Below are 24,940 nucleotides of genomic sequence, written 5' to 3' on the forward strand. Positions count from 1 at the left end.
ACGCGAGCGCGAATTGCGCCACCGAGTTACCTACATCGGCTACCAGGCACTCACAATGCCGTCAGCACCGCGAGACACACCTCCTGCGCAACGTCGTCCGCCGAAGCGAACGATCGCTCCTGCCTGCCAACCCGGGCGCGGCAATACCGCACCACCAGTGGACGGATAGCAGCCAGCAGCCGCTCCACTGCCTGGGGATCTCCCTCGACAGCAGCGGCGACCGGCTCATCCAGCCCGGCACTGACCCGGAGCGGACGAGCCGAGCCCGTTGCGGGTGCACAGGGTGCAACGGATGCGTGGCTCCTGCGCAGAGCGGCGGCTTGCCGGACCACCTTCCGCCGGAAGACTTCGGTGCGTGCCTCGTCGTCCAAGTCGGCCGTGAAGGATCTGTCGAGGTAGCCGTCCAAGACGGCCAGGCGCCGGTCCAGCCAGGTTTCGGGCTCGTGTCGGCCGATCATGCGTCCCTCCCTTCCAGCTGCCGCAACAGCCGCTTGCGAGCCCTCGAAACCCGCTTCTTCGCCGCGTCCACCGAGATGTCGAGGAACTCGGCGATCTCGTCCGTCGGGTGGCCGGCCAGCTTGAGCGCCAGCGCATCTCGCAGGTCTTCGGGTAGCGCCTCGATCGCGCGAAGCGTCTCCGCCGCTTCCAGATGCAGGTCCGGAGCGCCCCACGTCGTTTGGCACCAGCGGTCGGTGAGCTCGTGGACGTCCGTGTCGTCGATCCGCCCCCGCTGCCTCGTTGCGGCCAGCACCATGTTTCGCACCGTCCGATAGAGCCACGCACGCTGGTTCAGGACCGGTTCCGAGCCGGAGTGGGTCATCGCTCGCAGGACCAGTTCGACGATGGCGTCGTCCGCGAACACCCGGGCATCCGAGATCGAGCTGCCCAGCTTCACCGCGTACCCGGCCAGCTCGGCGTAGTGCGACTTGCGGAGATCCATTGCGCGCTCGGCCAGTGCTTCGGCTGATTCACCGGAATCGTCCGTCACGCCGGATCCGGATGGTCGGGAACCGGCGGAGCTCCGTGCGACGGCACCATGCCTCTTGCGGTGTCGGACATCTGTTCGGCCGGTCTGCTCACGGGGCCTCCTTCTCCGGGCTCACGCTGGTATGTGACGGAAAAGGGGCGGTGGTGACAAAGGATCTTCCCCGAAGGGTGAGCTCACTCGTTCGGCGCAGTGGCGGCCTGCGTGAACCCCCCGTGGCGGCAGCGCCGTGTTGGGCGCGGGACTGTCGTACCGGCGGGCTAGTCTGCCGCGGGAGGAAGCGCCGGGTGAGACAGGGAGAACCGTGGACCAGGAGACGCTCACCACCGTGGTCGGCCGGGTGGCAGGCACCGAGGACTCGACGCCGCTGCAGTTCTGCGTGGCCATCGATCCGGACGCCTACCTGCAGCTCGACGACGTCGTCGTCACGCGCCGGGAACTGCCCGGGCTCGGCGAAGTCACCTCCTACGGCGTCGTGACGCAGGTGACCGCGCGGCACGAAGGCGCCAGCTTCGGCAGCGACGTCTTCCTGATCTCCGACGGGGTCCTGCCCGCCCAGGTGCAGGAGATCGCCGAGATCGCCACCACCCGCGTCGAGCCCGAGTGCTACGTGCCGCCGAAGCCGGGCAGCCGGGTCGAGCGGGCCGTGGGGGAGGATCGCGCGCAGGCGCTGTACTTCGACAACATGACCCGCCAAGTGGCGGTGGGCCTGGGCCGGGACGGCGAACCCGTGTACCTCAACATGGACTTCCTCGACGGCACGCGCGGCGCGCACGTCAGCATCAGCGGGGTCTCCGGCGTGGCCACGAAGACGTCGTTCGCGTTGTTCCTGCTGCACTCGATCTTCCGCGGCGGCGCCCTGCCGAACGCCCACAACGCCAAGGCCCTCGTCTTCTCCGTCAAGGGCGAGGACCTGCTGTTCCTCGACACCCCGAACGTCCACCTCGACGAAAACCTCAAGGCCGAGTACGCCAAGCTCGGCCTGCCCGCGGAGCCCTTCGCCTCCGTCGGCTTCTACGCGCCGCCGACGCCGTCGGACACCACGGGGAAGCCTTACGTGACCGGACGGACCTCGGGCGTGGGCGCGTTCTGGTGGACCATCGCGGAGTTCTGCGCCAAGGACCTGCTGCCCTACGTCTTCGCCGACGCCGAGGACGAGCGCAACCAGTACACGATGGTCATCCACCAGGTCGCGAACCGGCTGCGCCTGGACAGCACGCCGGCGGGCAAGGACGGCGCCGCGAACGTCGACGGCGTCCTGTGCCGCACCTACGCCGAGCTCGTCGACGTCATCTGCGAGCGCGTCACCGACGAGGAAACCCGGGCGAGCTGGGCGGGTGCGGTCACCGGCGCGGGCACGGTCAACGCCTTCATCCGCCGCCTGCGCTCGAGCCAGCGCGCGCTGTCCGGCCTCATCCGCGGCGACCTCGCCGACCACCCCGCGCGCTCGCTGTCCACGGAGAACCAGCAGGTGACCGTGGTGGACATCCACAACCTCGTCGAGCGCGCGCAGCGGTTCGTCGTCGGCGTCACGCTCGCGACCGAGACCGCGCGCAAGGAGGCGGCCGGCCCGGGCGGGCTGCTGTTCACCATGCTGGACGAGCTCAACAAGTACGCGCCGCGGGAAGGCAGCAGCCCCATCAAGGAGGTGCTGCTAGACATCGCCGAACGCGGCCGTTCCCTGGGCGTCATCCTGATCGGCGCGCAGCAGACCGCCAGCGAGGTCGAGCGCCGGATCGTCAGCAACAGCTCGGTCCGCATCGTCGGCCGCCTCGACGCCGCCGAGGCTTCCCGGCCCGAGTACGGCTTCCTCCCGGCCAGCCAGCGGGTCCGCGCGACCTTGGCCACGCCGGGCACGATGTTCGTGAGCCAGCCGGAGATCCCGGTGCCGATCGCCGTCGGCTTCCCGTTCCCCGCCTGGGCCACGCGGCTTTCCGAGGCCGGGGCGATCCCGACGACCACCGCCACATCGAAGAAGTCCGATCCCTTCGCCGGCCTCCCTTCGCGCGGCAGCGACCCCTTCGGTGACGACCCGCCGCCGTTCTGAGCCCCCCGCCCACCACCCGAACGGAAGGACGAAGGGTGAAGTTCCTGCACACCTCCGACTGGCACATCGGCAAGACGCTCAAGGGGCGCAACCGCCTCGACGAGCAGCGGGCCGTGCTCGGCGAAATCGTCCGGATCGCGCGGGACGAGGCGTTCGACGCGATCCTCGTCGCGGGCGACCTGTACGAGACGTCGGCGCCCTCGGCGGCCGCGCAGGAACTCGTGGTGCGGGCGCTGATGGCGCTGCGCGAAACCGGTGCCGAGGTGCTCGCCATCGCCGGGAACCACGACCACGCCGCGACGTTCGAGGCGTACCGGCCGCTGCTGCGGGCCGCGGGCATCCAGCTCACCGGCGATCCCCGCCCGGTCCACGACGGCGGTGTCCATTCGTTCGACGCGCGTTCGACGGGCGAGCGCGTCAACGTCGCCGTGCTGCCCTTCCTTTCCCAGCGCTACGCGGTGCGCGCCGCCGAGCTGCTCGCCGGGACGCCGGCGGACAACGTCGGCCAGTACGACCAGCGCGTGCGCGACATCCTGGAGCACCTCAAGACCGGGTTCACGCCCGGCGCGGTGAACCTCGTCATGGCGCACCTGACGGTGACCGGCGGGGCGTTGGGCGGCGGGGAGCGCGCGGCGCAGTCCATCTTCGAGTACCACGTGCCCGCCACGGCGTTCGGCGCCGATCCGCACTACGTGGCGCTGGGCCACCTGCACCGGCGCCAGTCGCTGCCCGCCGCGTGCCCGGTGCACTACAGCGGTTCGCCGTTCGCCGTGGACTTCGGCGAGCAGGACAACACCAGCGTCGTGCTCTCGGTGGAGGTGAGCCCGGCGACACCGGCGAAGATCACCGACATCCCGCTGAAAGCGGGCCGGAAGCTGCGCACCGTCCACGGCACGGTGGCGGAACTGACCGGCCGTGCCGAAGAGTTCGGCGAGGACTACCTGCGCGTCTACATCCGCGAGGCGACCAGGGCCGGGCTGCGGGAGGAGATCCAGGAAGCCCTGCCGAACGCCCTGGAAATTCGCATCGACCCGGAGTTCGCCGCGCCGGTGACGACGTCGAACGGCGACCGCGCGGTCGCGGACCGTTCGCCGGGGGAGCTGTTCGCGAGCTACTGCGCGGAACGCACGGTCGAGGACAAGCGCGTGCAGGCGCTCTTCGCGCGGCTGCACGACGAAGAGACGAGCGGGGTGTGACATGCGGCCAGTGCTGCTGGAGATGACCGGCTTCGCGTCCTTCCGCGAAAAGACCGAGATCAGCTTCGAAGACACCGATTACTTCGCGCTCGTCGGGCCGACCGGCGCGGGCAAGAGCACGGTCATCGACGCGCTCACCTTCGCCCTGTACGGCTCCGTCGCCCGCTGGGACCACGAAGGCCTCGTCGCCCCCGCGCTCGCCCCGACGGTCAACCGCGCCACCGTGCGGCTGGTCTTCGACGCCGGCGGCGCCCGCTACCACGTCGTGCGGGAAGTCCGGCGCAGCGGCGGCAAGAAACCCACGGTCAGCGTCAAGAACGTCCGCCTGGAACGGCTCATCGACCCGGCCGCGCTCGGCGGGCCGGAGGACGACGCCGACGCGGTCGCCGCGGACTCCGAGGTCACCCCGGCGGTCGAACGCCTGCTCGGGCTGACGTTCAAGCACTTCTGCACCTGCGTGGCGCTGCCCCAGGGCGACTTCGCCGAGTTCCTGCACGCGAAGGCCGCGGACCGGCAGAAGATCCTCATCAAGCTGCTGGGCCTGGAGGTCTACGAGCGGATCGGCCGCCGCGCGGGCGTGACGGCCGAGCAGCAGAAGCAGCGGGCCGCCGTCCTCACCGAACAGCTCGGCAGCTACGCCGACGCCACCGAGGAAGCCGTCGCCGGGCTCGCCGCGCGGATGACGGCCCTGGAAGAGCTCGACGCGCGGGTGACCGCGGCCCTGCCGGAGCTGAACGAGGCCACCCGTGCGCACGACGAAGCCCGCCAACGCGTCGTCACGCTCGCTGCGGAACTGAAAGTCCTCGACGGTGTGGAACGCCCGGACGGTGTCGAAGACCTCGAAACCCGGCGGCGCGCGGCGGCGGACGCGGTCACCACGGCCCGGACGGCGTTGGAGACGGCGGAGACGGCGGACGAAGCGGCCCGGGCCGCCCTCGCCGCGGCTCCCGCGCGCGCCGAGCTGGAACGAATCCGTGCTGCGCACACCGAACTCGCCGACGTCGAGCGGGCCCTCCCACGGCTCGGCGAAGCAGCGGAAGCGGCGAAGCGGGCGAAGGAAGCTGCTGCCGCGGCGGCGAGCGAAGTGGTGTCCGTCCTCGACGCGGCCCGGGAGAACCGGGACCGGACCGCTCGGGCGGCGGAGGACACCGCCGCCGAAGCCGCCCGCGCCCGGCAGGAGCGGGAGCGGCTCGCCGGCCTGCGGCCGCCGGAGGATCTCGGTGACCTGTCGGCGGAATCGGCGCGGGTGGCGAAGCGCACCGCGGCCGCTGACGAGCGCCTGCGGGCGGCGGAGGCCGCCGACGCCGAAGCGCGGTCGGCGCTGGCCGCCCAGCCCGATGTCGCGCCGCTCGCCGCGGCCCGTTCCGATGCCCGCACGCTGTATGCGTTGTGTGAGGCGCAGCGGAAGGCCGCGCCGGAGCAGGCCGCTCGCCACGCGGAGCTGAAAGCCGCGCGCACGGCCTTGGCCGCCGCCGACACCGAGCTCGCCGCGGCGAAGGCCGCGGTGGCCGAAGCCGAGCAGGCCGGGCAGGCGCTGGTGCTGCGGGCCGGGCTCGCCGTCGGGCACCCGTGCCCGGTGTGCGAGCAGGAAGTCACGGCCCTGCCGGACGCCGGCGGCCACGCCCACCTCGCCGAGGCCCGCGAACGCCTGGACCGCGCCGAACGCGGCCGGTCGTCGGCCGAATCGGGCGTGCGCAAGCTGGAACGTGCCGTGGACCGCGACGCCGACGCCCGCGCGTCGGCGGCGGCGCAGGCGGAAGAACTCCGCGCGGTGCTCGCCGAGGTCGACGGCCCGCCGGAGTCGGCGGCCCTGCTGCGGCCGGTCGAGGCGTCCTTTTCCGGGCAGGACTACGCGGATCTCGTCGCCGCCGTCCGCGAACGGGGTGAGTGGCTCTCGGCGACGATCGAGGGCCGCACCCGGGTCGCCGAAGCCGCGCGCGCCGCCGACGCGGAACTGGCCGCGGCTCGCGCCGAACGCACGAAGGCCCAGCAGGAGGCCGAGGCCGTGGCGAAGTCGTTCGCGGCGGCCCGCGAGGCCTTGCGGGCCGCCCGCGATCCCCTGGTGGAGCTGGGGGCGCCGGCGCTCGACGGCGACGACGTCCCGGCGGGGTGGCAGCGCCTCACCACCTGGGCGGCTTCCGCGCTGGACGAACGGTGCACCGCGCTGGCCGCCCTCGAAGCGGCCGCCGAAGCCGCGGGCAAGGAAGCTGTCGTGGCGGCCGAGGATTTCCGGACCGCCGAGCGGGACGCCGAGCAGCGGCGCACCCGGGCGGTCGACGCGGGGCTGGCCGAGCAGGCGGCGGGCACCGAGCTCGCCACCGCCCGGCAACGGCAGGCGGACCTGGTGGCGACCCTCGACGGCGCACCGGCCGCCGACGTGGTCACCGAGCAGCTCGCCCGCGTCGCGGAACTCGAGCAGGCGGCGAAAACGGCGGACGCCGGGCTGAGGACGGCCCGCGCGGCCGCGAAACAGGCCGCCGACAACCAGGCGGGCATCGCGAAGCAGGTCGACGCCGCGCGGCAGCGGCTCTCCCGGGCGCGCGACCCGCTGGTCGGCCTCGGTGCCCCGCCGATCGACGATCTTTCGGGGGCCCGGGGCGAAGTCCCGGTTGCCACAGCCGGCGAAAGTCTCCTCGCCGCCTGGACCGCGCTCACGGATTGGGCTGCCGGCCAGGCGAAGGACCACCGCGAGCGGCTGGCCGTCGCGGAGACCGCCGAGGGGGAAGCCGCGGAAGCGTTGCGGGCGGCCGAACGCGCGGTCGCCGGCGACGTCACCGCCCTCGGGGTCGCGCTGCCCGAGGGGCCGGTGCGCGACCGCGTCCCGGTCGCCGTCGCGGCCGCCCGGGCCCGCGCCGAAGCCGACCACAGCGACCTGAAACGGCGGGTCGCGCGGGTGGCCGGCCTGCACGAGGACATCGCGGCCGCGGAGTCCGAAGCCCAGGTCGCCCGGCTGCTCGCGGATCTGCTGCGCTCGGACAAGTTCCCGCGCTGGCTGATCGCCGGGGCGCTCGACACGCTGGTCGCCGAGGCGTCGGCGTCGCTGCTGGAACTGTCCGGCGGCCAGTTCGAGCTCACCCACGACAAGGGTGATTTCCTGGTGGTGGACCACAATGAGGCCGACGCCCGGCGCCCGGTCAAGACGCTGTCCGGCGGCGAGACGTTCCAGGCGTCGCTCTCCCTCGCGCTGGCGCTGTCTTCGCAGCTCGGGGCCATGGCGGCGGAGGGGGCGACGCGGCTGGAGTCGATCTTCCTCGACGAAGGCTTCGGGACGCTGGACGAGGCCACCCTCGACGTCGTGGCGTCCACTTTGGAGAACCTCGCCGCGTCCGGCTCCCGGATGGTCGGGGTGATCACGCACGTGCCGGCGCTCGCCGAGCGCGTCCCGGTGCGGTTCCTGGTCACCCGGGACGGCACCGGCTCGCACATCGCCAGGGAGGGCGCATGACCGCTCACCAATTCAACACGGTGGCCGGCATGAACTTCAGCATCGACGCCTGGGACCCTGGCTACGGCAGCTCGATGGAGGCCGAGGAGCTCGGCCGCTCCCAGGCCGAGGTCGAACTCGACATCGAGGTCCCCGAGGCCGAGTGGGCGCCGATCGACCCGTCGCCGGTGACACCGCCGGAAGCGGTGCTGTTCGTCGACGGGGTCCGGCGGATCGACGCGCGCGTCTGGATCGACGACCCGGCCGGCACGAACTCGGCGTCCATCGGCATCTGCGCGTCCTACGCGGCGGGGGTGGTGTGCTGCTGCGAGGGCCAGGCGCACGTCGTCGGCACCGACGTCCGGCGCGGGTTGTTCACCGTCGCCCCGCAGGCGGACGACATCGCCACCCCGGCCGGGATCTACACCGCGCACCGGGCGGCGGCCAAGGAGGACAAGCCGCTGCCGGTGGTGCTGTCGTCGGCGCTGCAGGAGCAGCTGGCCGAAACGGAACTGGAGACGGCGATCCGGGCGCGCACGGCCATCCACGGGCACGTGGGCAACGACCTGCTGGTGGTGGACGGCCCGCTGCGCGGCCGCGCGCACCTCGAGCGGGCCGTCGGGTTCATCAAGAGCCACCAGACGACGTACCTGCCGGGGGAGCTCAACGCGCTGGTCGGCCGGCTCGGCGCGCACCAGCGCACCCCGGTGTTCCTGATGGGCACGACCTGGGTCCGGCACTCCTGGTACCTGCGGCTGCCGTCGGCAGGCGGGCCGCCGTGGTCCGGGGTGGTCCGGGTGGAGGCGGCGCCGCACCTCGGCCGCGAGCAGGTCGCCGAGCTGGCGAACGTCACCCAGTCGGTCCTGGGCCGGTTCGCCTCGGTCCCCTACAAGGACTCGCGCGCGCCGCAGAACCTCTACCCGATCGCCGGGCTGGAGCGCGACCTGCGGCACCGGCTCGGCGACCAGCAGTTCGTCTACCGGGCACTGAGGCTGGCCGCGGCCCGCTGAGGGCCCCGGGACGGCGGCCTGGGGAACGCGCCGGCCCGGGGTGTCCTCTGTGGAGGGTCAGCTCAGCGAGCCGTCCCCGGTCTGCGGCGCCCCGGCCGGCTTGACCGCGACCTGCGGTTTCGCCGGTTTCGGCGCCTTCGACGACGTGGGCGGCTTCGGCTTGGGCTTCGTCGTCGTGCCCGGGGGCGGGGTGCCCAGGATCGTGAACGTGAGGGTCGGCGACCGGCCCTCCGAGCACGGGTAGAAGGCGGTGTACTTTCCGGGCCGGCCGATCGCCGTCGTGCTGCCGCTCATGTGCCCCCAGTTGCCGACGCCGACCATCGTGATCGGGGCGGTGAAGCCCGCCGAGGTGACCGGTCCGGTCGGGGTGCACGCCGAGTGGCCCAGCCCCGTGTAGACGTCCGCGACGATCCGGCCGCCCGGCGCGACCTTCGCGGTCAGGCTCCACCCGCCTTCGTCGGCCGCGCCGGCCGGTGCCGACAGCGCGAGCGTCGCCGCGCTCGCCGCCATTAGGCCGATCAGGGTTTTCTTCAGCATCGTCGGTCCCCTCTCGTCAGTGCTCCTCTCACGCCTGAGCCGGGGAAATGGTTGAGTCCAATCTATGTTCAAGTACGTGAACGTAAATCGCGTCTATGTTTCTGTGTCACGTATGGATTAGCTTGGCCGGATGCGCACCGGCCCGATCGTTCTCGCCGTGGTCCTGGGGTTGTCGCTGACGACGCCGGCGGCCGCGCAACCGCAACCCTGGCGCGACGCCCGGCAGTCACCCGATCGCCGGGCGGCCGAGCTCGTCGCGGCGATGACCCTCGACGAGAAGATCTCCCAGCTGCACCTGCAGCCCGACGCCGAGCACCAGCGGTTCGTGCCGCCGATCCCGCGGCTCGGCGTCCCGGGCTTCCGGATCGCCAACGGCCCGGCGGGCATGGGCCCGGCCGACGACAAGCCGCAGAAACCGGCGACCGCGCTGCCGGCCACCATGGCGCTGGCGTCGACGTTCGACACCGCCGTCGCCCGCCGGTACGGCCGGCTGATCGGCAGCGAAACCCGCGCGCTCGCGCACCACGTCTCCGAGGCGCCCGACATCAACATCGCCCGCGTCCCGCGCAACGGCCGGACGTTCGAAGGCATGGGGGAGGACCCGTTCCTCGCCGGCGCGCTGGCCGCCGCCGACATCCGCGGGATCCAGGAGAACGGCACCATCGCCGAGGTCAAGCACTACGCGGCCAACAACCAGGAAACCCAGCGCTTCAGCATCGACGAGCACATCGACGAGCGCACGCTCAACGAGATCTACCTGCCGCACTTCGAGCGGGCGGTCACCGAAGGCCGCGCGGGCTCGGTGATGTGCGCCTTCCCCAAGATCAACGGCGTGTTCATGTGCGAGAACCCGGACCTGCTGCAGGGCAAGCTGCGCGACGACTGGGGGTTCACGGGGTTCGTCCAGTCGGACTGGGGTGCCGCGCACAGCACCGTCGGCTCGGCGAACGCGGGCATGAACCTCGAAATGATCGACGGCACCTGGTACGGCGACAAGCTGAAGCAGGCCGTGCTGGCCGGGCAGGTCACCGAACAGCGGGTCGACGAGCTGCTGCTGCCACGGTTCCGCACCATGTTCGCCTTCGGGCAGTTCGACCACCCGCCGGTGCTTTCGCCGCTGCCGACGGCCCGGCACGACGCCGCCGCCAAGGAGTTCGCCGAGCGCGGCATGGTCCTGCTGCGCAACGAACACGCGCAGCTCCCGCTCGACGCCGGTGTGCGGTCGATCGCGCTGATCGGGCCGTTCGCGACCAAGGCCAAGACCGGCGGCGGAGGCAGCTCGGCCGTCATCCCGACGTCCACAGTGGACCCGTTGCCGGGTCTGCGGCAGCGGGTTCCCGGTGCTCTGGTGACGCTCGACGACGGCAGTGACGTCGCGCGCGCGGCCGCGCTGGCCCGGACCGCCGACGTCAGCGTGGTGATGGTCGGGGACAACGAAACCGAGGGCAAGGACCGGCCGAGCCTGGCCCTCGACGGCAACCAGGACGCCCTGGTGACGGCGGTCGCCGACGCCAACCCGCACACGGTGGTCGTGGTGAAGAGCGGCGGCCCGGTGCTCATGCCGTGGGCCGCGCGCGTGCCGGCGATCCTCCAGGCGTGGTACCCGGGCCAGCAGGACGGCGCGGCGGTGGCGGGCGTGCTCTTCGGCGACGTCAACCCGTCGGCGAAGCTCCCGATCACGTTCCCGGCGGCGGACGCCGACACCCCGGCGAACACCCCGGACCGGTTCCCCGGCGTGGGCGGCGTCGCGACGTACTCGGAGGGGCTGCAGGTCGGCTACCGGTGGTTCGACGCGCAGGGCCGGGCCCCGCTGTTCCCGTTCGGCCACGGCCTGTCGTACACGACGTTCGCCTACTCGGGCCTGTCGGTGCGGGGTACCGGCGACGGCGCCACGGCGACGTTCACGGTCCGGAACACCGGGCAGCGGGCGGGCGCCGAGGTCGCCCAGCTGTACCTGGGCTTCCCGGCGGCCGCGGGCGAGCCGCCGCGTCAGCTGAAGGGCTTCGAGCGGGTCTCGCTGGCGCCGGGGGAGGCCCGGCGCGTGACGATCCGGCTGGACGCGCGCGCCTTCTCCGTCTGGGACACGGTGAGCCACGCGTGGCAGCCCACGCGGGGCGCGTTCACCGTGTCCGTCGGCGGTTCGTCGCGGTCCTTGCCGTTGCAGGCGCCGCTCGTGCGGCGCTGAAGGCTCAGGCCTTGCAGCCGGGCGCGGTGGCGGCGGCGAGCATCAGCTCCGGGGAGTCCTTCACCGCGCCGACCGGGTCGTAGACGCCGTCGACGTCCTGCTGCGCCTGCGCGACGGCCTGGGCCGCCGGGTTCTGGGACGCTTCGTTGCCCGGCTTGGCGCGGTCGAGCGTGGCCTTCGCCTCGGCGGCGTGGTCGCGGGCGTTGGTGAACTTCGTGACGAAGGCCCGGCGGACCGTGTCGCCGAGCGGCACCGGCGCGGGCGGCAGCGCCGTCAGCTTGTCGACGGCCTCGCCGGTGCGGGCCGCGATGCCGCCCAGCGTCGCGCTGAGCGCCTTCTGCGCCTCGGCGACCGACTTGGGTGTCGGCCGGCCGGTCTCGGCTTCCCGGTTGGTGCGCTCCCGGTAGCCGTGGACGGCGGCGCAGAAGCCGTCCATCCAGCGCACGGCGGCCGGGTCGGCGGTCGGCGCGGACGTGACGGTCTGCACCGGGACCGGGTTCTGGGGTGGCGGGGCCGCGGACGGCGTGGTCCCGCACGCGGTCAGCAGCAGGCAGGCACCCAGCAGGGCAGTGGCGATCTTCATGGAACCCCCTCGCGTTGTGCCGGGTACACGCGCGAGCGGGCCGGAAGGTTGAGTCATGCGGCGGCGAGAGTTCCGCCCAATGCCCGAACGCCCGCGGCGGTGAGCTCGGCCCGCGTCCACTGCCCGACGGCGACGGCCCGCGCGGGCCGGATCAGGCCGGCCCGGGCCAGCTGGTGCGCGGTGGCCTGGTCGCAGCAGGGCAGGCCGTCGACCCGCAGGTCGGGCTCGCAGCTGCAGGTGAGTTCGGCCCGTCCGGCCCCGACGGCCCGCAGCATCGCCATCGCGCGGCGATTCAGTTCGGTGGTCATCTCGGTCATCCCCCTCTGGTGGTGCTGACAAGGAGGAGACGTGGCCGGCGTCACCGAATACGCGACTTCGCGCAGGGTCACCCGATCGGCTCAGGTGCGCTTCCCCCAGCGCCGGTCGTCCGGATCCTCACCGCGGCTCAGGGCGTCGAGGTAGGCCCGGTCGACGGCGAACCGGGCGGCGATTTCCGCGCCCCGGGCGACGGCGCCGTGGCCGGGGATGAGGACATCGACCTCTTCGGCGACGTCTTCCAGCCGGTCGAGGACGGCTCGGTAGGTGCCGGGTTGCTCGTCGCGGCGGGGGTCGAGGAGCGGGATCAGGACGTCGGAGAGCAGGTCGCCGGCGATCAGGACGCCCCGATCGGCGAGGAGCAGGGCGGCGTGCCCGACGGCGTGGGCGTCGTGCTCGATGACTTCGCCGGGGAGCGGGTGGCCGGTTTCGGGTAACGGGGTGAGCCGCGCGATCGGTTCAAGGGGAATGTCCGGCGCGGTGTCCCGGGCCATGGCCTGGGCGCGTTCGCGGGCTTCGCCGGCGATGCGCGCGTTAGCCGCGGTGGCGTAGCGGGGGACGTCGCCGAAGCGCGGGTGCCAGAGCAGGTGGTCGAAGTGCGGGTGGGTGGAGAACCCGGCGACGACGGGGGAGCCGAGCCGCTCGAGGTCGTCGGCGAGTTCGTTCAGTTCCGCGCCGCGGATGCCGGGGTCGACGAGGACGAGCCCGGCGTCGGTTTCCACGACGGTGGTGTTGCTCCAGACCCAGTCGCTCTGCCGCACCCAGACCCCGTCGGCCACCTGGTTCAGCACCGGGTCAGAGCCGTTCCTGCAGAGCGTCCGCCGCGGCCAGGAGATCCGCCGCCCAGCGGGCGCCCGGCTTCCGGCCGATCCGCTCGATCGGTCCCGACACCGAAACCGCCGCCACGACCGTGCCCGCCGAATCCCGCACCGGCGCCGAAATGCTTGCCACGCCCGGCTCGCGCTCGGCCACGCTCTGCGCCCAGCCGCGGCGCCGGACCTCGAGGAGCGTGCGCTCGCCGAAGACCGCGTCGGCCAGGATGGTGCGCTGGGTGTGCGGGTCCGCCCAGGCCGCCAGGACCTTCGCGCCCGAGCCCGCTGTCATCGGCAGGCGCGAACCCACCGGCACCGTGTCGCGCAGGCCGCTCGGCGGCTCCGCCGTCGCGACGCACACGCGCTGGACGCCGTCGCGCCGGTACAGCTGGACGCTCTCCCCGGTGACGTCGCGCAGTTTCGGCAGCACCACGCCCGCGGCGTCGAGCAGCGGGTCCGTCGAACCGCCCGCGAGCTCGGCCAGCGCCGTGCCGGGGCGCCAGCGGCCGTCCGGACCGCGGCGCAGCAGCCGGTGCACCTCCAGGCCGACCGCGAGCCGGTGCGCGGTGGCCCGGGGCAGGCCGGTCCGCGTGCACAGTTCCGCGAGGCCGCAGGGGTCGTCCGCGACCGCCTGCAGGACGGCCACTGCTTTGTCGAGTACTCCGATACCGCTATGCTGTCCCACGACCCGATACTAGCGTCCCGCACTTTGGGAAGTCCAGCATCTGGGAAAACCCTGAACTCGAGCTGCGCCCCTCCTTCGCGGCTCGCACCCGATCTCGCAGGTGCGCGCCCGAGTTCGTCGACGAACCGTGGAAGGAGCCGGAGATGACCAGCCCGACCGGCAAGGCCCGCACGCTGGCGGAGAAGGTGTGGGACAGCCACCTCGTGCGCCGAGGCGAAGCCGCCGAACCGGACCTGCTCTACATCGACCTCCACCTGCTGCACGAAGTGACCAGCCCGCAGGCCTTCGACGGCCTCCGCCTGGCCGGGCGGCAGCTGCGCCGCCCCGACCTGACCATCGCGACCGAGGACCACAACGTCCCGACCGTGGACATCGAGCTCCCCATCGCCGATCCGGTCTCGCGCACCCAGGTCGACACCCTTCGCCGCAACTGCGCGGAGTTCGGGGTCCGGCTGCACCCGATGGGTGACGCCGAGCAGGGCATCGTGCACGTCATCGGCCCCCAGCTCGGCCTGACCCAGCCCGGCATGACCGTGGTCTGCGGCGACAGCCACACCTCGACGCACGGCGCGTTCGGCGCCATCGCCTTCGGCATCGGCACGTCCGAGGTCGAGCACGTCATGGCCACCCAGACGCTGCCGCTGCGTCCTTTCAAGACGATGGCGATCACCGTCGACGGGCAGCTGCGCCCGGGCGTCACGGCGAAGGACATCATCCTCGCGGTGATCGCCAAGATCGGCACCGGCGGTGGTCAGGGCTACATCCTGGAGTACCGCGGCTCGGCCATCGAGGCCCTCTCGATGGAGGCCCGGATGACCGTCTGCAACATGTCGATCGAGGCCGGCGCCCGGGCCGGGATGATCGCCCCGGACGAGACGACGTTCGAGTACCTGAAGGGCCGCGCCCACGCACCGCAGGGCGCGGACTGGGACGCGGCGGTCGAAAACTGGCGGCAGCTGCGCACCGACGACGGCGCCGAGTTCGACGCCGAAGTCCACCTCGACGCGAGCGCGCTGACCCCGTTCGTGACCTGGGGCACCAACCCCGGCCAGGGCCTCCCGCTGGGCGCCGAGGTGCCGGACCCGGAGGCGATCCTGGACGAGAACGACCGCATCGCCGCTGAAAAAGCCCTGTCCTACATGGACTTGAAGCCCGGCACGCCGCTGCGTGAGATCGCCGTCGACACGGTCTTCCTCGGCTCCTGCACCAACGGCCGGATCGAGGACCTGCGGGCCGCGGCCGAGGTGCTGCGCGGGCGGAAGGTGGCAGAGTCGGTCCGGATGCTGGTGGTGCCCGGCTCGATGCGCGTCCGCAAGGCGGCCGAGGCCGAGGGGCTCGACCAGGTCTTCACCGAGGCGGGCGCCGAGTGGCGCCAGGCCGGCTGCTCCATGTGCCTGGGCATGAACCCGGACCAGCTGAAGCCGGGCGAGCGCAGCGCGTCGACGTCGAACCGCAACTTCGAGGGCCGGCAGGGCAAGGGCGGCCGGACGCACCTGGTCTCGCCGCTCGTGGCCGCCGCCACGGCCGTGCGGGGCACGCTGTCGTCGCCGGAAGACCTGCTGACCGCCGCCCGCTGACCACCCGAGGAGCTACAGCCATGGAACCGTTCACCCAGCACACCGGCGTCGGCGTCCCGCTGCGCCGGTCCAACGTGGACACCGACCAGATCATCCCGGCGGTCTACCTCAAGCGGGTGACCCGGACCGGGTTCGAGGACGGCCTGTTCGCCGCCTGGCGCGGCGACGAGAACTTCATCCTCAACCAGGGGCCGTTCAAGAACGGGAGCGTGCTGGTCGCGGGCCCGGACTTCGGAACCGGTTCCTCCCGCGAGCACGCCGTCTGGGCGCTGATGGACTACGGCTTCAAGGTCGTCATCTCCGCCCGGTTCGCCGACATCTTCCGCGGCAACTCCGGCAAGGGCGGCCTGGTGGCCGCCCAGTGCGAGCAGCACGACGTCGAGCTGCTCTGGAAGCTGCTGGAGAACGAGCCCGGCACCGAGGTCACGGTCGACCTGGAGACCAAGACCGTGCGGGCGAAGGACTTCACCGCGCCCTTCCAGATCGACGACTACGTGCGCTGGCGGCTGCTGGAAGGTCTCGACGACATCGCGCTGACGTTGCGCCATGCCGGTGAGATCGACGCCTTCGAGGCGAGCCGCCCGTCCTGGAAGCCGACGACGACGCCGGTCTCCGCCGGCTAGCGGTATCGGGGGCGGAATCGCTTGCCAGGCAAGCGATTCCGCCCCTTTTTCGGTTTCGCCGAACGGCCCTCCGCGAGCTTGTCATCGCGCTTCGGCGTTCGCCGGAACCCGTCCCAGGGCAAGGGAAAGTTCCGCACGCCGGTTGGAATCGGGCTGCCTTGGTAATACCGTTGTGGCCAGCCGGCCGACGCGGCCGTGGATCCTTCCTGGAGGACTGGACATGGCCAACAAGGCCCAGCTGATCGAGGCGCTGACCGAGCGCCTGGGCGACAAGAAGGCCGCTGCCGAGGCGGTCGACGGTCTGGTCGACATCATCATCCGGACGGTCAACAAGGGCGAAAAGGTCAACATCACGGGCTTCGGCGTCTTCGAGAAGAGGGCCCGAGCGGCCCGGACGGCCCGCAACCCGCGCACGGGCGAAGCGGTCCGGGTGAAGAAGACGAACGTGCCCGCGTTCCGCGCGGGGACGACCTTCAGGGACGTGGTTTCCGGAGCGAAGAAGCTGCCGAAGGCAACTCCGGTTCGGCGCGCGACGGGGACGACGGCTGCTTCGCGCGCGGCTGCGGCGAAGCCGGCGGCGACGGGTTCGACGGCTACGCGGACCAGGGCAGCGGCGGCCAAGCCGGCGGCGACGCGCACGGCTGCGACTCGGACCGGGGCGACGCGGACGGCTGGGACGCGGTCGGCGGGCACTCGGACGACGGCGGCGAAGGCGGCGGCCGCGAAGCCGGCGACGACGAGGACTCGCGCCACGGCGGCGAAGCCGGCGGCTGGGGCGAAGACCGCTACGGCTGCGAAGTCGACTACCGCTGCGAAGTCGGCCACAGGGGCGAAGTCGACGACGGCGGCGAAGCCGGCCACGGCGGCGAAGACGACCACGGCCCGCAAGACCCCGGCGGCCAGGACCACCGCGGCGAAGACCCCGGCCCGCCGAACCTCAGCCGCGGCGAAGAAGGACTGAGCCGCCCAAAACTGTCGTACCCCTGCGGTAACGTGAAATCAGGGGGACCCCCTGGGGGCGACCCCCTGCTAGACGAGCAGCTTTTCGGCAGGGCCCCGCGCGAGGTGCGCGGGGCCCTGCCGCATGTCCGCACCCTGCGGCGGAATAGATCCACGCCCGGCGGCGCGGCCGGCGCGCTGGGATGGTCGGCTTGCGCGCCGCGGCGGTCGGCTTGCGTTTCGGCGGCCGGCTTGCGTTTCGGCGGTCGGCTTGCGCCTCGGCAGTCGGCTTGCGTTTCGGCGGTCGGCTTGCGCCTCGGCAGTCGGCTTGCGCCTTGGCGGTCGGCTTGCGTCTCGGCAGGACGGGCCCGCGCGGGCGGTCGGTTCGCACGCCTGGACGGTCGACTTCGCACCCGGAGGTCGGCTCGCGTGCCTGGGTGGTCCCTTGCCTACCCGGGTGGTCAGGTTCGCGCGCGAGCATGGTCGGCTCGGGTACCGAGCGGGACTGTCCGTACCTGAAACGCCAGCTTGCGTACCCACAGCGTCGGCTCGCGTACCCGGACGGTCGGCTCACATACCCACGGTGTCGATCCCACTCGCGTAGCCAGGACCAGCCGGCCGAGCCGCAACCCAAACCGGCGCCCCGCAACCGATCCCCGCCGAACGCACCACCGACTCCGCGGAACGGATGGGAAGTCACCCACCGCCTGCGCCGCCGCAACCGCGGGTGCCGGGACCGGTTCCGTCCAATTTCGCGAAGTTGCTTGAGCGCCCGGCCGAGTGATGCCACGCTGCGTTCCTCGGGCCCGCGTCCGGCGGGGCCGGCCGTGGGCGAGGCGAACCTGGGGGCGAACCACCATCGACATCCGGCTGCTCGGCCCGTTCCACGTGCTCGTCGACGGTTCGCCGGTCGTGCTGACCAGTTCCCGCCAGCGCGCGCTGCTCGCCACGCTCGCGCTCGCCGCCGGGCGGCTCGTCTCCATCGATGCCCTCGCCCGGGGTGTCTGGGGCGAGACCCCTCCCGCGCACATCCGGGGCAGCCTGCAGACCTACGTCATGCGCCTGCGCCGGCTCTGCGGCGAAGACACCGTCGTCACCGAACCGGACGGGTACCGGCTGGTCGTCGACCCGTCCCGGGTGGACGCCCTGCGCTTCCTCCAGCTGCTCGACCAGGCCGCCGCCGCGACGGAACCCGCCCGCCGCCGGGAACTGCTCGCCGCCGCTCTCGACGGGTGGGGTGTTCCGCTCGAAGGGGTCGGCTCTCCCGCGCTGGCCGCCGAATGGGGGCCGCTGCTGACCGAGCGGTACCTCTTCGCCGTCGAACAGCGGATCGACCTCGACACCGGGCTCGTCCCCGATGCGCGGCTCGTCGCCGAACTCACCGACCTCGTCGCCCAGCACCCGCTGCGGGAGTCGTTGTGGGAACGGCTGGTGCGCACCCTCGCCCGGTCCGGGCGCCGCGCCGAAGCGCTCGCCCGCTATGCCGGGCTGCGGGCGTTGCTGGCCGACGAACTGGGCGTCGAACCCGGCGAAGACCTCCGCCGCCTGCACGCCGAACTGCTCGCCGCCGACGCCGATCCGGCCGTCCACACCGTTCCGCGGCAACTGCCCTTCGACGTCGCCGGCTTCACCGGCCGCGGCCCCGAACTGGCCGAACTCGACCGGCTGCCGCCCGGGGACGGCTCCGGCATCGTCGTCATCGAGGGCACCGCCGGCGTCGGGAAGACGTCCCTGGCCGTGCACTGGTCCCACCGCGTCCGCGAGCGCTTCCCCGGCGGCCAGCTGTTCCTCGACCTGCGCGGCCACTCCGCGGACACCCCGGTCACGCCCGGCGCCGCGCTGGCCGGCTTCCTGCGCGCCCTCGGCGTCCCGGCCGAGACGCTGCCCTCCACTGTGGAGGAACGCTCGGCGCTGCTGCGCAGCAGGCTGGCCGGCAGCCGCACCCTCATGCTGCTCGACAACGCCCGCGACGCCGACCAGGTCCGCCCGCTCCTGCCCGGGCCCGGGAACCTCGTCGTGGTGACCAGCCGCAACCAGCTGCGCGGCCTCGTCGCCCGGGACGGCGCCCGCCGCATCGCCCTGCGGTCCTTCGACGACCGCGACGCGGCCGCGCTGCTCGCCGGCAGCGTCGGGCCGCAGCGCCTCGCCGCCGAACCCGACGCGGTCGCCGAACTCGTCCAGCTCTGCGGCCGCCTGCCGCTGGCACTGGCACTGGCCGGAGAACGCGCGTCCCGGTTCTCCGGCGTCTCGCTCGCCGGAATCGTCGAAGAACTGCGCGACCAGCGGCTGCGGCTCGACACCCTCCGCGACCCGCAGGACGCCGGCACCGATCTGCGGGCCGCGTTCTCCTGGTCGTACAAGGCGCTGCGCCCGGCCGCGGCGCGCTTCTTCCGGCTGCTCGGCCTGCACCCCGGCCTCGGGTTCAGCCTGGCCTCGGCCGCCGCGCTGGCCGGCGCCGACCTGCGGGACGCGCGGGAACTCGCCGACCAGCTCGCCGCGGCCCACCTGCTCAACCAGCCGGGCACCGACCGCTACCAGTTCCACGACCTGCTGCGCGTCTACGCGGGCGAGCTCGTCGAGGCCGAGACGACCGAAGCCGAACGCGCGGCGGCGCTGCGCCGGCTCGTCGACTGGTACCTCGCCGGCGTCGCCGAAGCGAACAAACTGGTCCGGCCCGACCTGCTCACCGAAGACATCACGCTCGACCCGCCGCCGGTACCCGCCGTCCGCTTCGCGCAGCACGAGCAGACGATCGCCTGGTACACCACCGAACGCCAGGCCCTCACCGCGCTCGTCGGCATCGCCGCCGAGCACGGCTGGACCGCGCACGCCTGGAAACTCGCGTGGCTCCTGCGCGGGTTCTTCGCCGAACGCCACGACCGCGACGACTGGATCACCACCGCCCGCGCGGCCGTCGCCGCCACCCGGGACGCCGGCGACGGCATGGGACTCCAGTACAGCGCCAACAACCTCGGCTCGGCCTACCTGCGCACCCTCCAGCCCGACAAGGCGATCGAGGCGCTGGAGGAAGCGCGCGCGGCGTCCGAGGGCGGCGACGGCACCGCGCTGACGGTCGCGATCCTGTCCAACCTCGCCGGCGCCTACTACGTCCGCGCCGAATACGCCGAAGCCGAGCGCTACGCCCTCAAGGCCGTCCACCTCGCGCGCGACCACGGCCAGCGCACGTTCGTGCCGCACGCGCTCCTCAACGTCAGCGCCAGCCGCATCGGCCTCCGCGACTACGACCACGCGGCCGAAGCCGCCCAGTCCGCCCACGAAGCCTTCGCGGAACTCGGCGACCGCTACCACGCGGCGCTCGCGCTGGGCAACGTCGCCGAGGCCCTCGAAGGAGCCGGCCGGCACGAAGAAGCGGAGCGGGCCGGGCTCGACGCGCTCGCCGAGCTGAAGGAGCTGAACGCCGACTACGGCACGATCGACGTCCAGATCACCCTCGGCCGGCTCAAGCACCGCACCGGCCGCGCGCACGAAGCGGGCGGCCACTGGGCCGAGGCGCTGACCGTCAGCCAGCGCCTCGGCGACCCCCGCGCCGCGGAGGTCCAGGCCCTGCTGGCCACGGTGCCGACAGAAACCCCCTCGCCCGGGGATGCGCCGTACCCCTAGCCCGGCGCAGCCCAGCGGGACCCGGGACAAGTACACCAAGATCGACTGTCACGCCGCTGTCTCGTCGTGACAGCGGGGGCGCGGCGCCTCAGGAGTGGCTGGGGGAGGGGGCCGGGAGGGCGCTCGGGTGGTAGTCCGCGGCCAGGAGCACCGGGCCTTCGGAGTCCGTCGGCGGGCGGAACGACAGCACCCAGAACGAGCCCTTCTTGCTCGGCACCACGCCGCCGCGCGTGGCCGAGATTTCGACTCCGTCCCGGTCGGCCAGCGCGCTCACCAGGTCCGGGATCACGCCGCCCTGGCTGCACACCACCGGTGTCCCGCCGTCGCCGGCCACGGCCAGCAGGCGCGCCACGCCCAGGACCGGGTCCGGCCAGTAGCCCTCTTCCGAGAACAGCGGCTCGTGGCGGACCTCCGCCGTGACGTCCTCCGCCACCCCGTGGACCGTCTGCACGCACCGCAGCCGCGGGGCCGACAACACCCGGTCCGGGCCGAACAGCGACAGCACCCGGCGCAGCGCCGCCGCCTGGCGCTGACCCGCTTCCGACAGCGGCCGGAGGTCGTCGTCGCCCGACCACTCGTCGCGCTTGCCCGCTTTGGCGTGCCGCACCAGCAGCAGCGTCGTCAGGCCCACCGGGAGCTCGCAGAACGCCCGCAGCACCCGGACGTCCTCCGGGCGCGTCAGCAGCTTCTCCGCCGCGATCGAGTCCAGCCAGCGCAGCTCGTCGACCTCGTCGTTCGCCGCGAACTCGCCGGAAACCGCTTCCGCGGCGAAGTAGTCGACCGTCTTCGGCACCGTCCCGGAGCCGTTCCGCGCGGGCACCGGGTACGCCGACCGGACCAGGTAGCGGCCCAGGACGGCGGTGAACCCGGTCTCCTCCCGGACTTCCCGCACCGCGGCCTCGGCGATCGTTTCGCCCTGGTCGAGCTTCCCCTTCGGGAACGACCAGTCGTCGTAACGCGGGCGGTGCACCAGCGCGACCTCGGTCACGCCCCCGGCGAGGCGCCACAGCACCGCGCCGGCCGCCCGGACTTCCTGGGTCATCCGGCGGCCCCGTGCAGCTTCGCCAGCTCCAGCTGGTGGTCGCGCACGCGCGAGCCGTCGGCGGGGAACGGCGACCACTCGCCGCTCGCGGTCAGCACCCAGCAGCGCGTCGCCGGGTCCAGCGCCGAGTCGAAGATGTTGTCGAGCTGCGCGGTCAGCTTCGGGTCCTTGACCCGCACCAGCGCCTCGATCCGCCGGTCGAGGTTGCGGTGCATCATGTCCGCGCTGCCGATCCAGTGCGTGCCGCCGGCGCGGAAGTTGAAGATCCGCGAATGCTCCAGGAACCGGCCGAGGATCGAGCGGACGTGGATGTTCTCCGACAGCCCTTCGACGCCGGGCTTGAGCGTGCAGATCCCGCGCACCACGACCTCGACCGGCACCCCGGCCTGCGACGCGTGGTAGAGCGCGTCGATGACCTGCTCGTCGACCAGCGAGTTGCACTTGATCCGGATCCCGGCGTCCTGCCCGGCCCGCGCCAGCTCGATCTCCTCGCCGATGGCGCGCACGATGCCGCGGCGGATGCCGTGCGGCGAGGTGAGGATCGTCCGGTAGGTGTCCTGGCGGGAGTAGCCGGTCAGGACGTTGAACAGGTCGGTGACGTCGGCGCCGATGCTCGGGTCGGCGGTGAACAGGCCGATGTCCTCGTAGAGCCGCGCTGTCTTCGGGTTGTAGTTGCCGGTGCCGATGTGGCAGTAGCGGCGGATGGTCGAGCCCTCCTGGCGCACGATCATCGACACCTTGCAGTGCGTCTTCAGCCCGACCAGGCCGTACACGACGTGCACGCCCGCACGCTCCAGCGTCCGCGCCCAGGTGATGTTGGCCTGCTCGTCGAACCGCGCCTTGATCTCCACCAGCGCGACGACCTGCTTGCCCGCCTCCGCGGCGTCGATCAGGGCGTCGACGATCGGGGAGTCACCCGAGGTCCGGTACAGGGTCTGCTTGATCGCGAGGACCTTCGAGTCGGCCGCCGCCTGCTCGATGAACCGCTGCACGCTGGTCGAGAACGAGTCGTACGGGTGGTGCACCAGCACGTCGCCCTCGCGCAGCGTCGCGAACACGCTCTTCGGCGTCTCGCGCTCGCCGAACGCCGGATGCGTCGCCGGCACGAACGGCCGGTCCTTCAGCTCCTTGCGGTCCACAGCGGACAGCTGGTGCAGGCAGGTCAGGTCGAGCAGCCCGGGCACCTCGACGACGTCCGCGGGGTCGACGTCCAGCTCGCGCAGCAGCAGCTCGAGCATGTGCTCGCTCATGTCCTGCGCGACCTCGAGGCGCACCGGCGGGCCGAACCGGCGCTGCGCCAGTTCGCGCTCGAGGGCCTGGAGGAGGTCCTCGTCCCGGTCCTCGTCGACCTCGAAGTCGGCGTTGCGGGTGACGCGGAAGACGTGGTGCTCGGTGACGTCCATGCCGGTGAACAGCTCGCCCAGGTGCGCGGCGATGAGCTCTTCGAGGGGCAGGAAGGTCGCGGTCCGGCTGGTGCGTTCGGTCTCGACGCGCATCAGGCGCGGCACGTTGCTCGGCACCTTGACCCGGGCGAAGCGCTCGGTGCCGCCTTCGGGGTCGCGGACCGTCACGGCGAGGTTGAGCGAAAGGCCGGAAATGTACGGGAACGGGTGCGCCGGGTCGACGGCCAGCGGCGTCAGGACCGGGAAGATCTGCTCGGAGAAGTAACTGGACAGCCGGAGCTGGTCGGCGCCGGCGAGGTCGGCCCAGCCGACGATGTGGATGTCCTCCTCGGCCAGCTGCGGGCGCAGGTGCTTCTCGAAGGCGCCGGTCTGCCGCTCGACGAGGTCCTGGTTGCGCTTGGCGATGTAGCCGAGCTGCTCGCGCGGGGTGAGGCCGTCCGCGCTGCGGACCAGCAGGCCGGTCTCGTCGCGGCGCTTCAGGCCGGCGACGCGGACCATGTAGAACTCGTCTAGATTGGACGCGAAGATGGCGAGGAACTTCGCCCGCTCGAGCAGCGGCTGCGACTCGTCCTCGGCCAGCGCGAGCACGCGGGCGTTGAAGTCCTGCCAGGAGAGTTCGCGGTTGAAGTACCGGTCGTCGGGCAGCGTCTCGACGGCGGTCGGCGCGACGGTGACCGCGGGCGGCGCCGACGGGACGGCCCGGAACTCCTCGGCGTTGCGGGCGTTGCCCTGCGTGGCGCTGCGGCGCCGCGTCGTGGCCGGGGTGGCCGCGGGCGACGTGGTCTTGCGGGTCCTCGCCTTGCCGGCGGTGGCACGGGCGGCGGTGTCGCGCGCGGTGGACTTGGACGGCACCTTCTTGGCGGGGGTGCTCTTCTTCGCCGTCTCCGAAGATCCGCTGGCCGGGTTCCGTCGCCTCCGCGGTGCGGGCGTGCCGCCGTCGTCTGTGCTCACGGCCCCCATTCTTCACTACGTCAGGCGGAATTGCGCAGACCGCGGTGAAGGTCAGATGAACAGCTCGGCGCGGTAGGCCGAGGTGTGTTTCCCGACACCCAGGGCGCGCACGTGAGCGAGATCATCCGGGGTGTCGACATCGCTGCGCAGGGTCGGCAGGGCCCCGCGCAGGGGGACGGCCCCGGACGCGGCGTGCAGCCGCGCCGAGCCGGGCCCGAACCGCGGATCGAGGGCGGCTCCGGGTGCGGCGAGCAACAGGGTGGTGCCGGTGCCCTGGCGATCGGCGACGAAGGCTCGTTTGCCGGCGGCTTCGGTTTGGGCCTCGGCTAGGGCGGCGGTGAGGTCGCCGGCGCGCAGGGCGGGGAGGTCGGCTTGAAGGGCGCCGACGGCGGCGCCGGGATCGTCGGCTTTGAGCAGGGCTTCGCCGTGCCGGAAGGCGGCGTTGAGGGTCTGTTCATCGGGTTCGCCGACAATTTCGACCCCGAGTTCGGCCAGCTCGCGGACGGCCCCCGGATCGGCGGCGACGACCAGCACCCGCCGAACCCGAGCACTGGACGTGACGGCGGCGAGCGTGTCTTTGGCGAAGGCGAGGACCAGGCCGGGATGGTGGGCGGGTTCGACGGCACCACGAAGCCGCGACTTGCCGTCACGGGGGTGCTTGAGGGGTACGACCAGGTCCACGTCCACGTGTCCATCTTTACCCGAAAGCCGAGAGGGGCGGGGGCGAGTGGGGCGGGTTGTCCACAGGCGACGGGGGTTGTGGACAGGTCCGCCCGGGGGTGGGGCTTGGGGCGGGGTTTTGACGGCTGGGGGCGATAGCGTCAATTCGGTGGTGGTTCCCCCTGGGAGGGCGGGTTGCGGCTGGGTGGTGTTGGCGCTGCTCGGTGGTCGCGAATGACTCATTCGGGACCTCGGACCGTCGTCGGGGACCTGGCCCAGACCGGGAGCGCGGCGGGGGCCACGTCGTGGGACCGGGTGCCGAAGCCGCACCGGCTCGCGCAGCTG

18 protein-coding genes and 1 pseudogene are annotated in these 24,940 nt (G+C 72.6%); 9 read left to right on the forward strand and 10 right to left on the reverse strand.

From position 1 onward, the window contains the following. Positions 1 to 53: 53 nt before the first annotated feature. Both ACWDN5_RS37315 and ACWDN5_RS37320 read right to left on the reverse strand, forming a co-directional pair. Positions 54 to 458, reverse strand: a pseudogene (locus tag ACWDN5_RS37315) (hypothetical protein); the annotation flags it as partial. Next, the gene (locus ACWDN5_RS37320) at positions 455 to 988 is read right to left on the reverse strand and encodes an RNA polymerase sigma factor (protein WP_449679592.1); all 534 of its coding nucleotides are present in this window, start codon (positions 986 to 988) and stop codon (positions 455 to 457) included. The gene ACWDN5_RS37320 and the pseudogene ACWDN5_RS37315, both read right to left, overlap by 4 nt. Before the next feature lie 301 nt (positions 989 to 1,289). Here ACWDN5_RS37320 and ACWDN5_RS37325 point away from each other — a divergent pair, with 301 nt between their 5' ends. The 4 genes from ACWDN5_RS37325 to ACWDN5_RS37340 are packed head-to-tail and all read left to right on the forward strand — an operon-like array spanning position 1,290 to position 8,662. After that, positions 1,290 to 3,032, forward strand: coding sequence for an ATP-binding protein (locus ACWDN5_RS37325; protein ID WP_449679593.1), 1,743 nt, complete (start codon positions 1,290 to 1,292; stop codon positions 3,030 to 3,032). A gap of 35 nt (positions 3,033 to 3,067) precedes the next feature. Next, entirely contained in the window at positions 3,068 to 4,228 is a 1,161-nt protein-coding gene (locus tag ACWDN5_RS37330; protein WP_449679594.1) for an exonuclease SbcCD subunit D, read from the forward strand. Position 4,229: 1 nt separating this feature from the next. Next, a complete protein-coding gene (locus ACWDN5_RS37335) occupies positions 4,230 to 7,673 on the forward strand; it encodes an AAA family ATPase (protein ID WP_449679595.1) in 3,444 nt (1,147 codons plus the stop codon). After that, on the forward strand, positions 7,670 to 8,662 hold the full coding sequence (locus ACWDN5_RS37340) for a hypothetical protein (protein ID WP_310974653.1): 993 nt from the start codon (positions 7,670 to 7,672) through the stop codon (positions 8,660 to 8,662). Before ACWDN5_RS37335 ends, ACWDN5_RS37340 begins: the two co-directional genes overlap by 4 nt. A gap of 57 nt (positions 8,663 to 8,719) precedes the next feature. On the opposite strand, the gene ACWDN5_RS37345 is transcribed toward ACWDN5_RS37340, so the two are convergent. Beyond that, complete coding sequence (locus tag ACWDN5_RS37345) at positions 8,720 to 9,199, reverse strand: hypothetical protein (protein ID WP_449679596.1); 480 nt, start codon at positions 9,197 to 9,199, stop codon at positions 8,720 to 8,722. Positions 9,200 to 9,329: 130 nt separating this feature from the next. On the opposite strand from ACWDN5_RS37345, the gene ACWDN5_RS37350 reads away from it, so the two are divergent. After that, a complete protein-coding gene (locus ACWDN5_RS37350) occupies positions 9,330 to 11,384 on the forward strand; it encodes a glycoside hydrolase family 3 C-terminal domain-containing protein (RefSeq protein ID WP_310974651.1) in 2,055 nt (684 codons plus the stop codon). A gap of 4 nt (positions 11,385 to 11,388) precedes the next feature. Here the strand turns inward: ACWDN5_RS37350 and ACWDN5_RS37355 are convergent, their stop codons facing one another. The 4 genes from ACWDN5_RS37355 to ACWDN5_RS37370 all read right to left on the reverse strand — a co-directional run bounded on the left by ACWDN5_RS37355 (position 11,389) and on the right by ACWDN5_RS37370 (position 13,779). Further along, positions 11,389 to 11,967, reverse strand: a complete 579-nt coding sequence (locus tag ACWDN5_RS37355; RefSeq protein WP_310974650.1) for a hypothetical protein — start codon at positions 11,965 to 11,967, stop codon at positions 11,389 to 11,391. A gap of 53 nt (positions 11,968 to 12,020) precedes the next feature. Continuing rightward, entirely contained in the window at positions 12,021 to 12,275 is a 255-nt protein-coding gene (locus ACWDN5_RS37360; protein WP_310974649.1) for a hypothetical protein, read from the reverse strand. A gap of 90 nt (positions 12,276 to 12,365) precedes the next feature. Next, a complete protein-coding gene (locus ACWDN5_RS37365) occupies positions 12,366 to 13,073 on the reverse strand; it encodes an MBL fold metallo-hydrolase (protein ID WP_449679597.1) in 708 nt (235 codons plus the stop codon). Between the two features lie 4 nt (positions 13,074 to 13,077). Further along, a complete protein-coding gene (locus ACWDN5_RS37370) occupies positions 13,078 to 13,779 on the reverse strand; it encodes an IclR family transcriptional regulator (protein ID WP_051183801.1) in 702 nt (233 codons plus the stop codon). 143 nt (positions 13,780 to 13,922) lie between these two features. Here ACWDN5_RS37370 and leuC point away from each other — a divergent pair, with 143 nt between their 5' ends. The 4 genes from leuC (at position 13,923) to ACWDN5_RS37390 (ending at position 20,539) form a co-directional block, all read left to right on the forward strand. Continuing rightward, positions 13,923 to 15,356: a 3-isopropylmalate dehydratase large subunit gene (gene leuC / locus ACWDN5_RS37375; RefSeq protein ID WP_449679598.1), complete on the forward strand. Its 1,434-nt coding sequence runs from the start codon at positions 13,923 to 13,925 to the stop codon at positions 15,354 to 15,356. 20 nt (positions 15,357 to 15,376) lie between these two features. Next, positions 15,377 to 15,979, forward strand: coding sequence for a 3-isopropylmalate dehydratase small subunit (gene leuD, locus ACWDN5_RS37380; RefSeq protein ID WP_449679599.1), 603 nt, complete (start codon positions 15,377 to 15,379; stop codon positions 15,977 to 15,979). Between the two features lie 220 nt (positions 15,980 to 16,199). Continuing rightward, on the forward strand, positions 16,200 to 16,940 hold the full coding sequence (locus ACWDN5_RS37385) for an HU family DNA-binding protein (protein WP_449679600.1): 741 nt from the start codon (positions 16,200 to 16,202) through the stop codon (positions 16,938 to 16,940). A 761-nt stretch (positions 16,941 to 17,701) separates the two neighbouring features. After that, entirely contained in the window at positions 17,702 to 20,539 is a 2,838-nt protein-coding gene (locus ACWDN5_RS37390) for a BTAD domain-containing putative transcriptional regulator (RefSeq protein ID WP_449679601.1), read from the forward strand. Between the two features lie 88 nt (positions 20,540 to 20,627). On the opposite strand, the gene ACWDN5_RS37395 is transcribed toward ACWDN5_RS37390, so the two are convergent. From ACWDN5_RS37395 to cofC, 3 genes are read right to left on the reverse strand one after another with little or no spacing between them, the layout of a single operon-like run. Beyond that, a complete protein-coding gene (locus ACWDN5_RS37395; RefSeq protein WP_449679602.1) occupies positions 20,628 to 21,581 on the reverse strand; it encodes an NUDIX hydrolase in 954 nt (317 codons plus the stop codon). Beyond that, the gene (locus tag ACWDN5_RS37400) at positions 21,578 to 23,944 is read right to left on the reverse strand and encodes an RNA degradosome polyphosphate kinase (protein ID WP_449679603.1); all 2,367 of its coding nucleotides are present in this window, start codon (positions 23,942 to 23,944) and stop codon (positions 21,578 to 21,580) included. The genes ACWDN5_RS37395 and ACWDN5_RS37400 overlap by 4 nt, the downstream gene beginning before the upstream one ends. A gap of 42 nt (positions 23,945 to 23,986) precedes the next feature. Then, positions 23,987 to 24,622 (reverse strand): 2-phospho-L-lactate guanylyltransferase, encoded by a 636-nt coding sequence (gene cofC / locus ACWDN5_RS37405; protein ID WP_449679604.1) that lies wholly within the window; start codon positions 24,620 to 24,622, stop codon positions 23,987 to 23,989. Between the last annotated feature and the right edge of the window lie 318 nt (positions 24,623 to 24,940).

Source organism: Amycolatopsis sp. NPDC003731 (assembly GCF_053586895.1).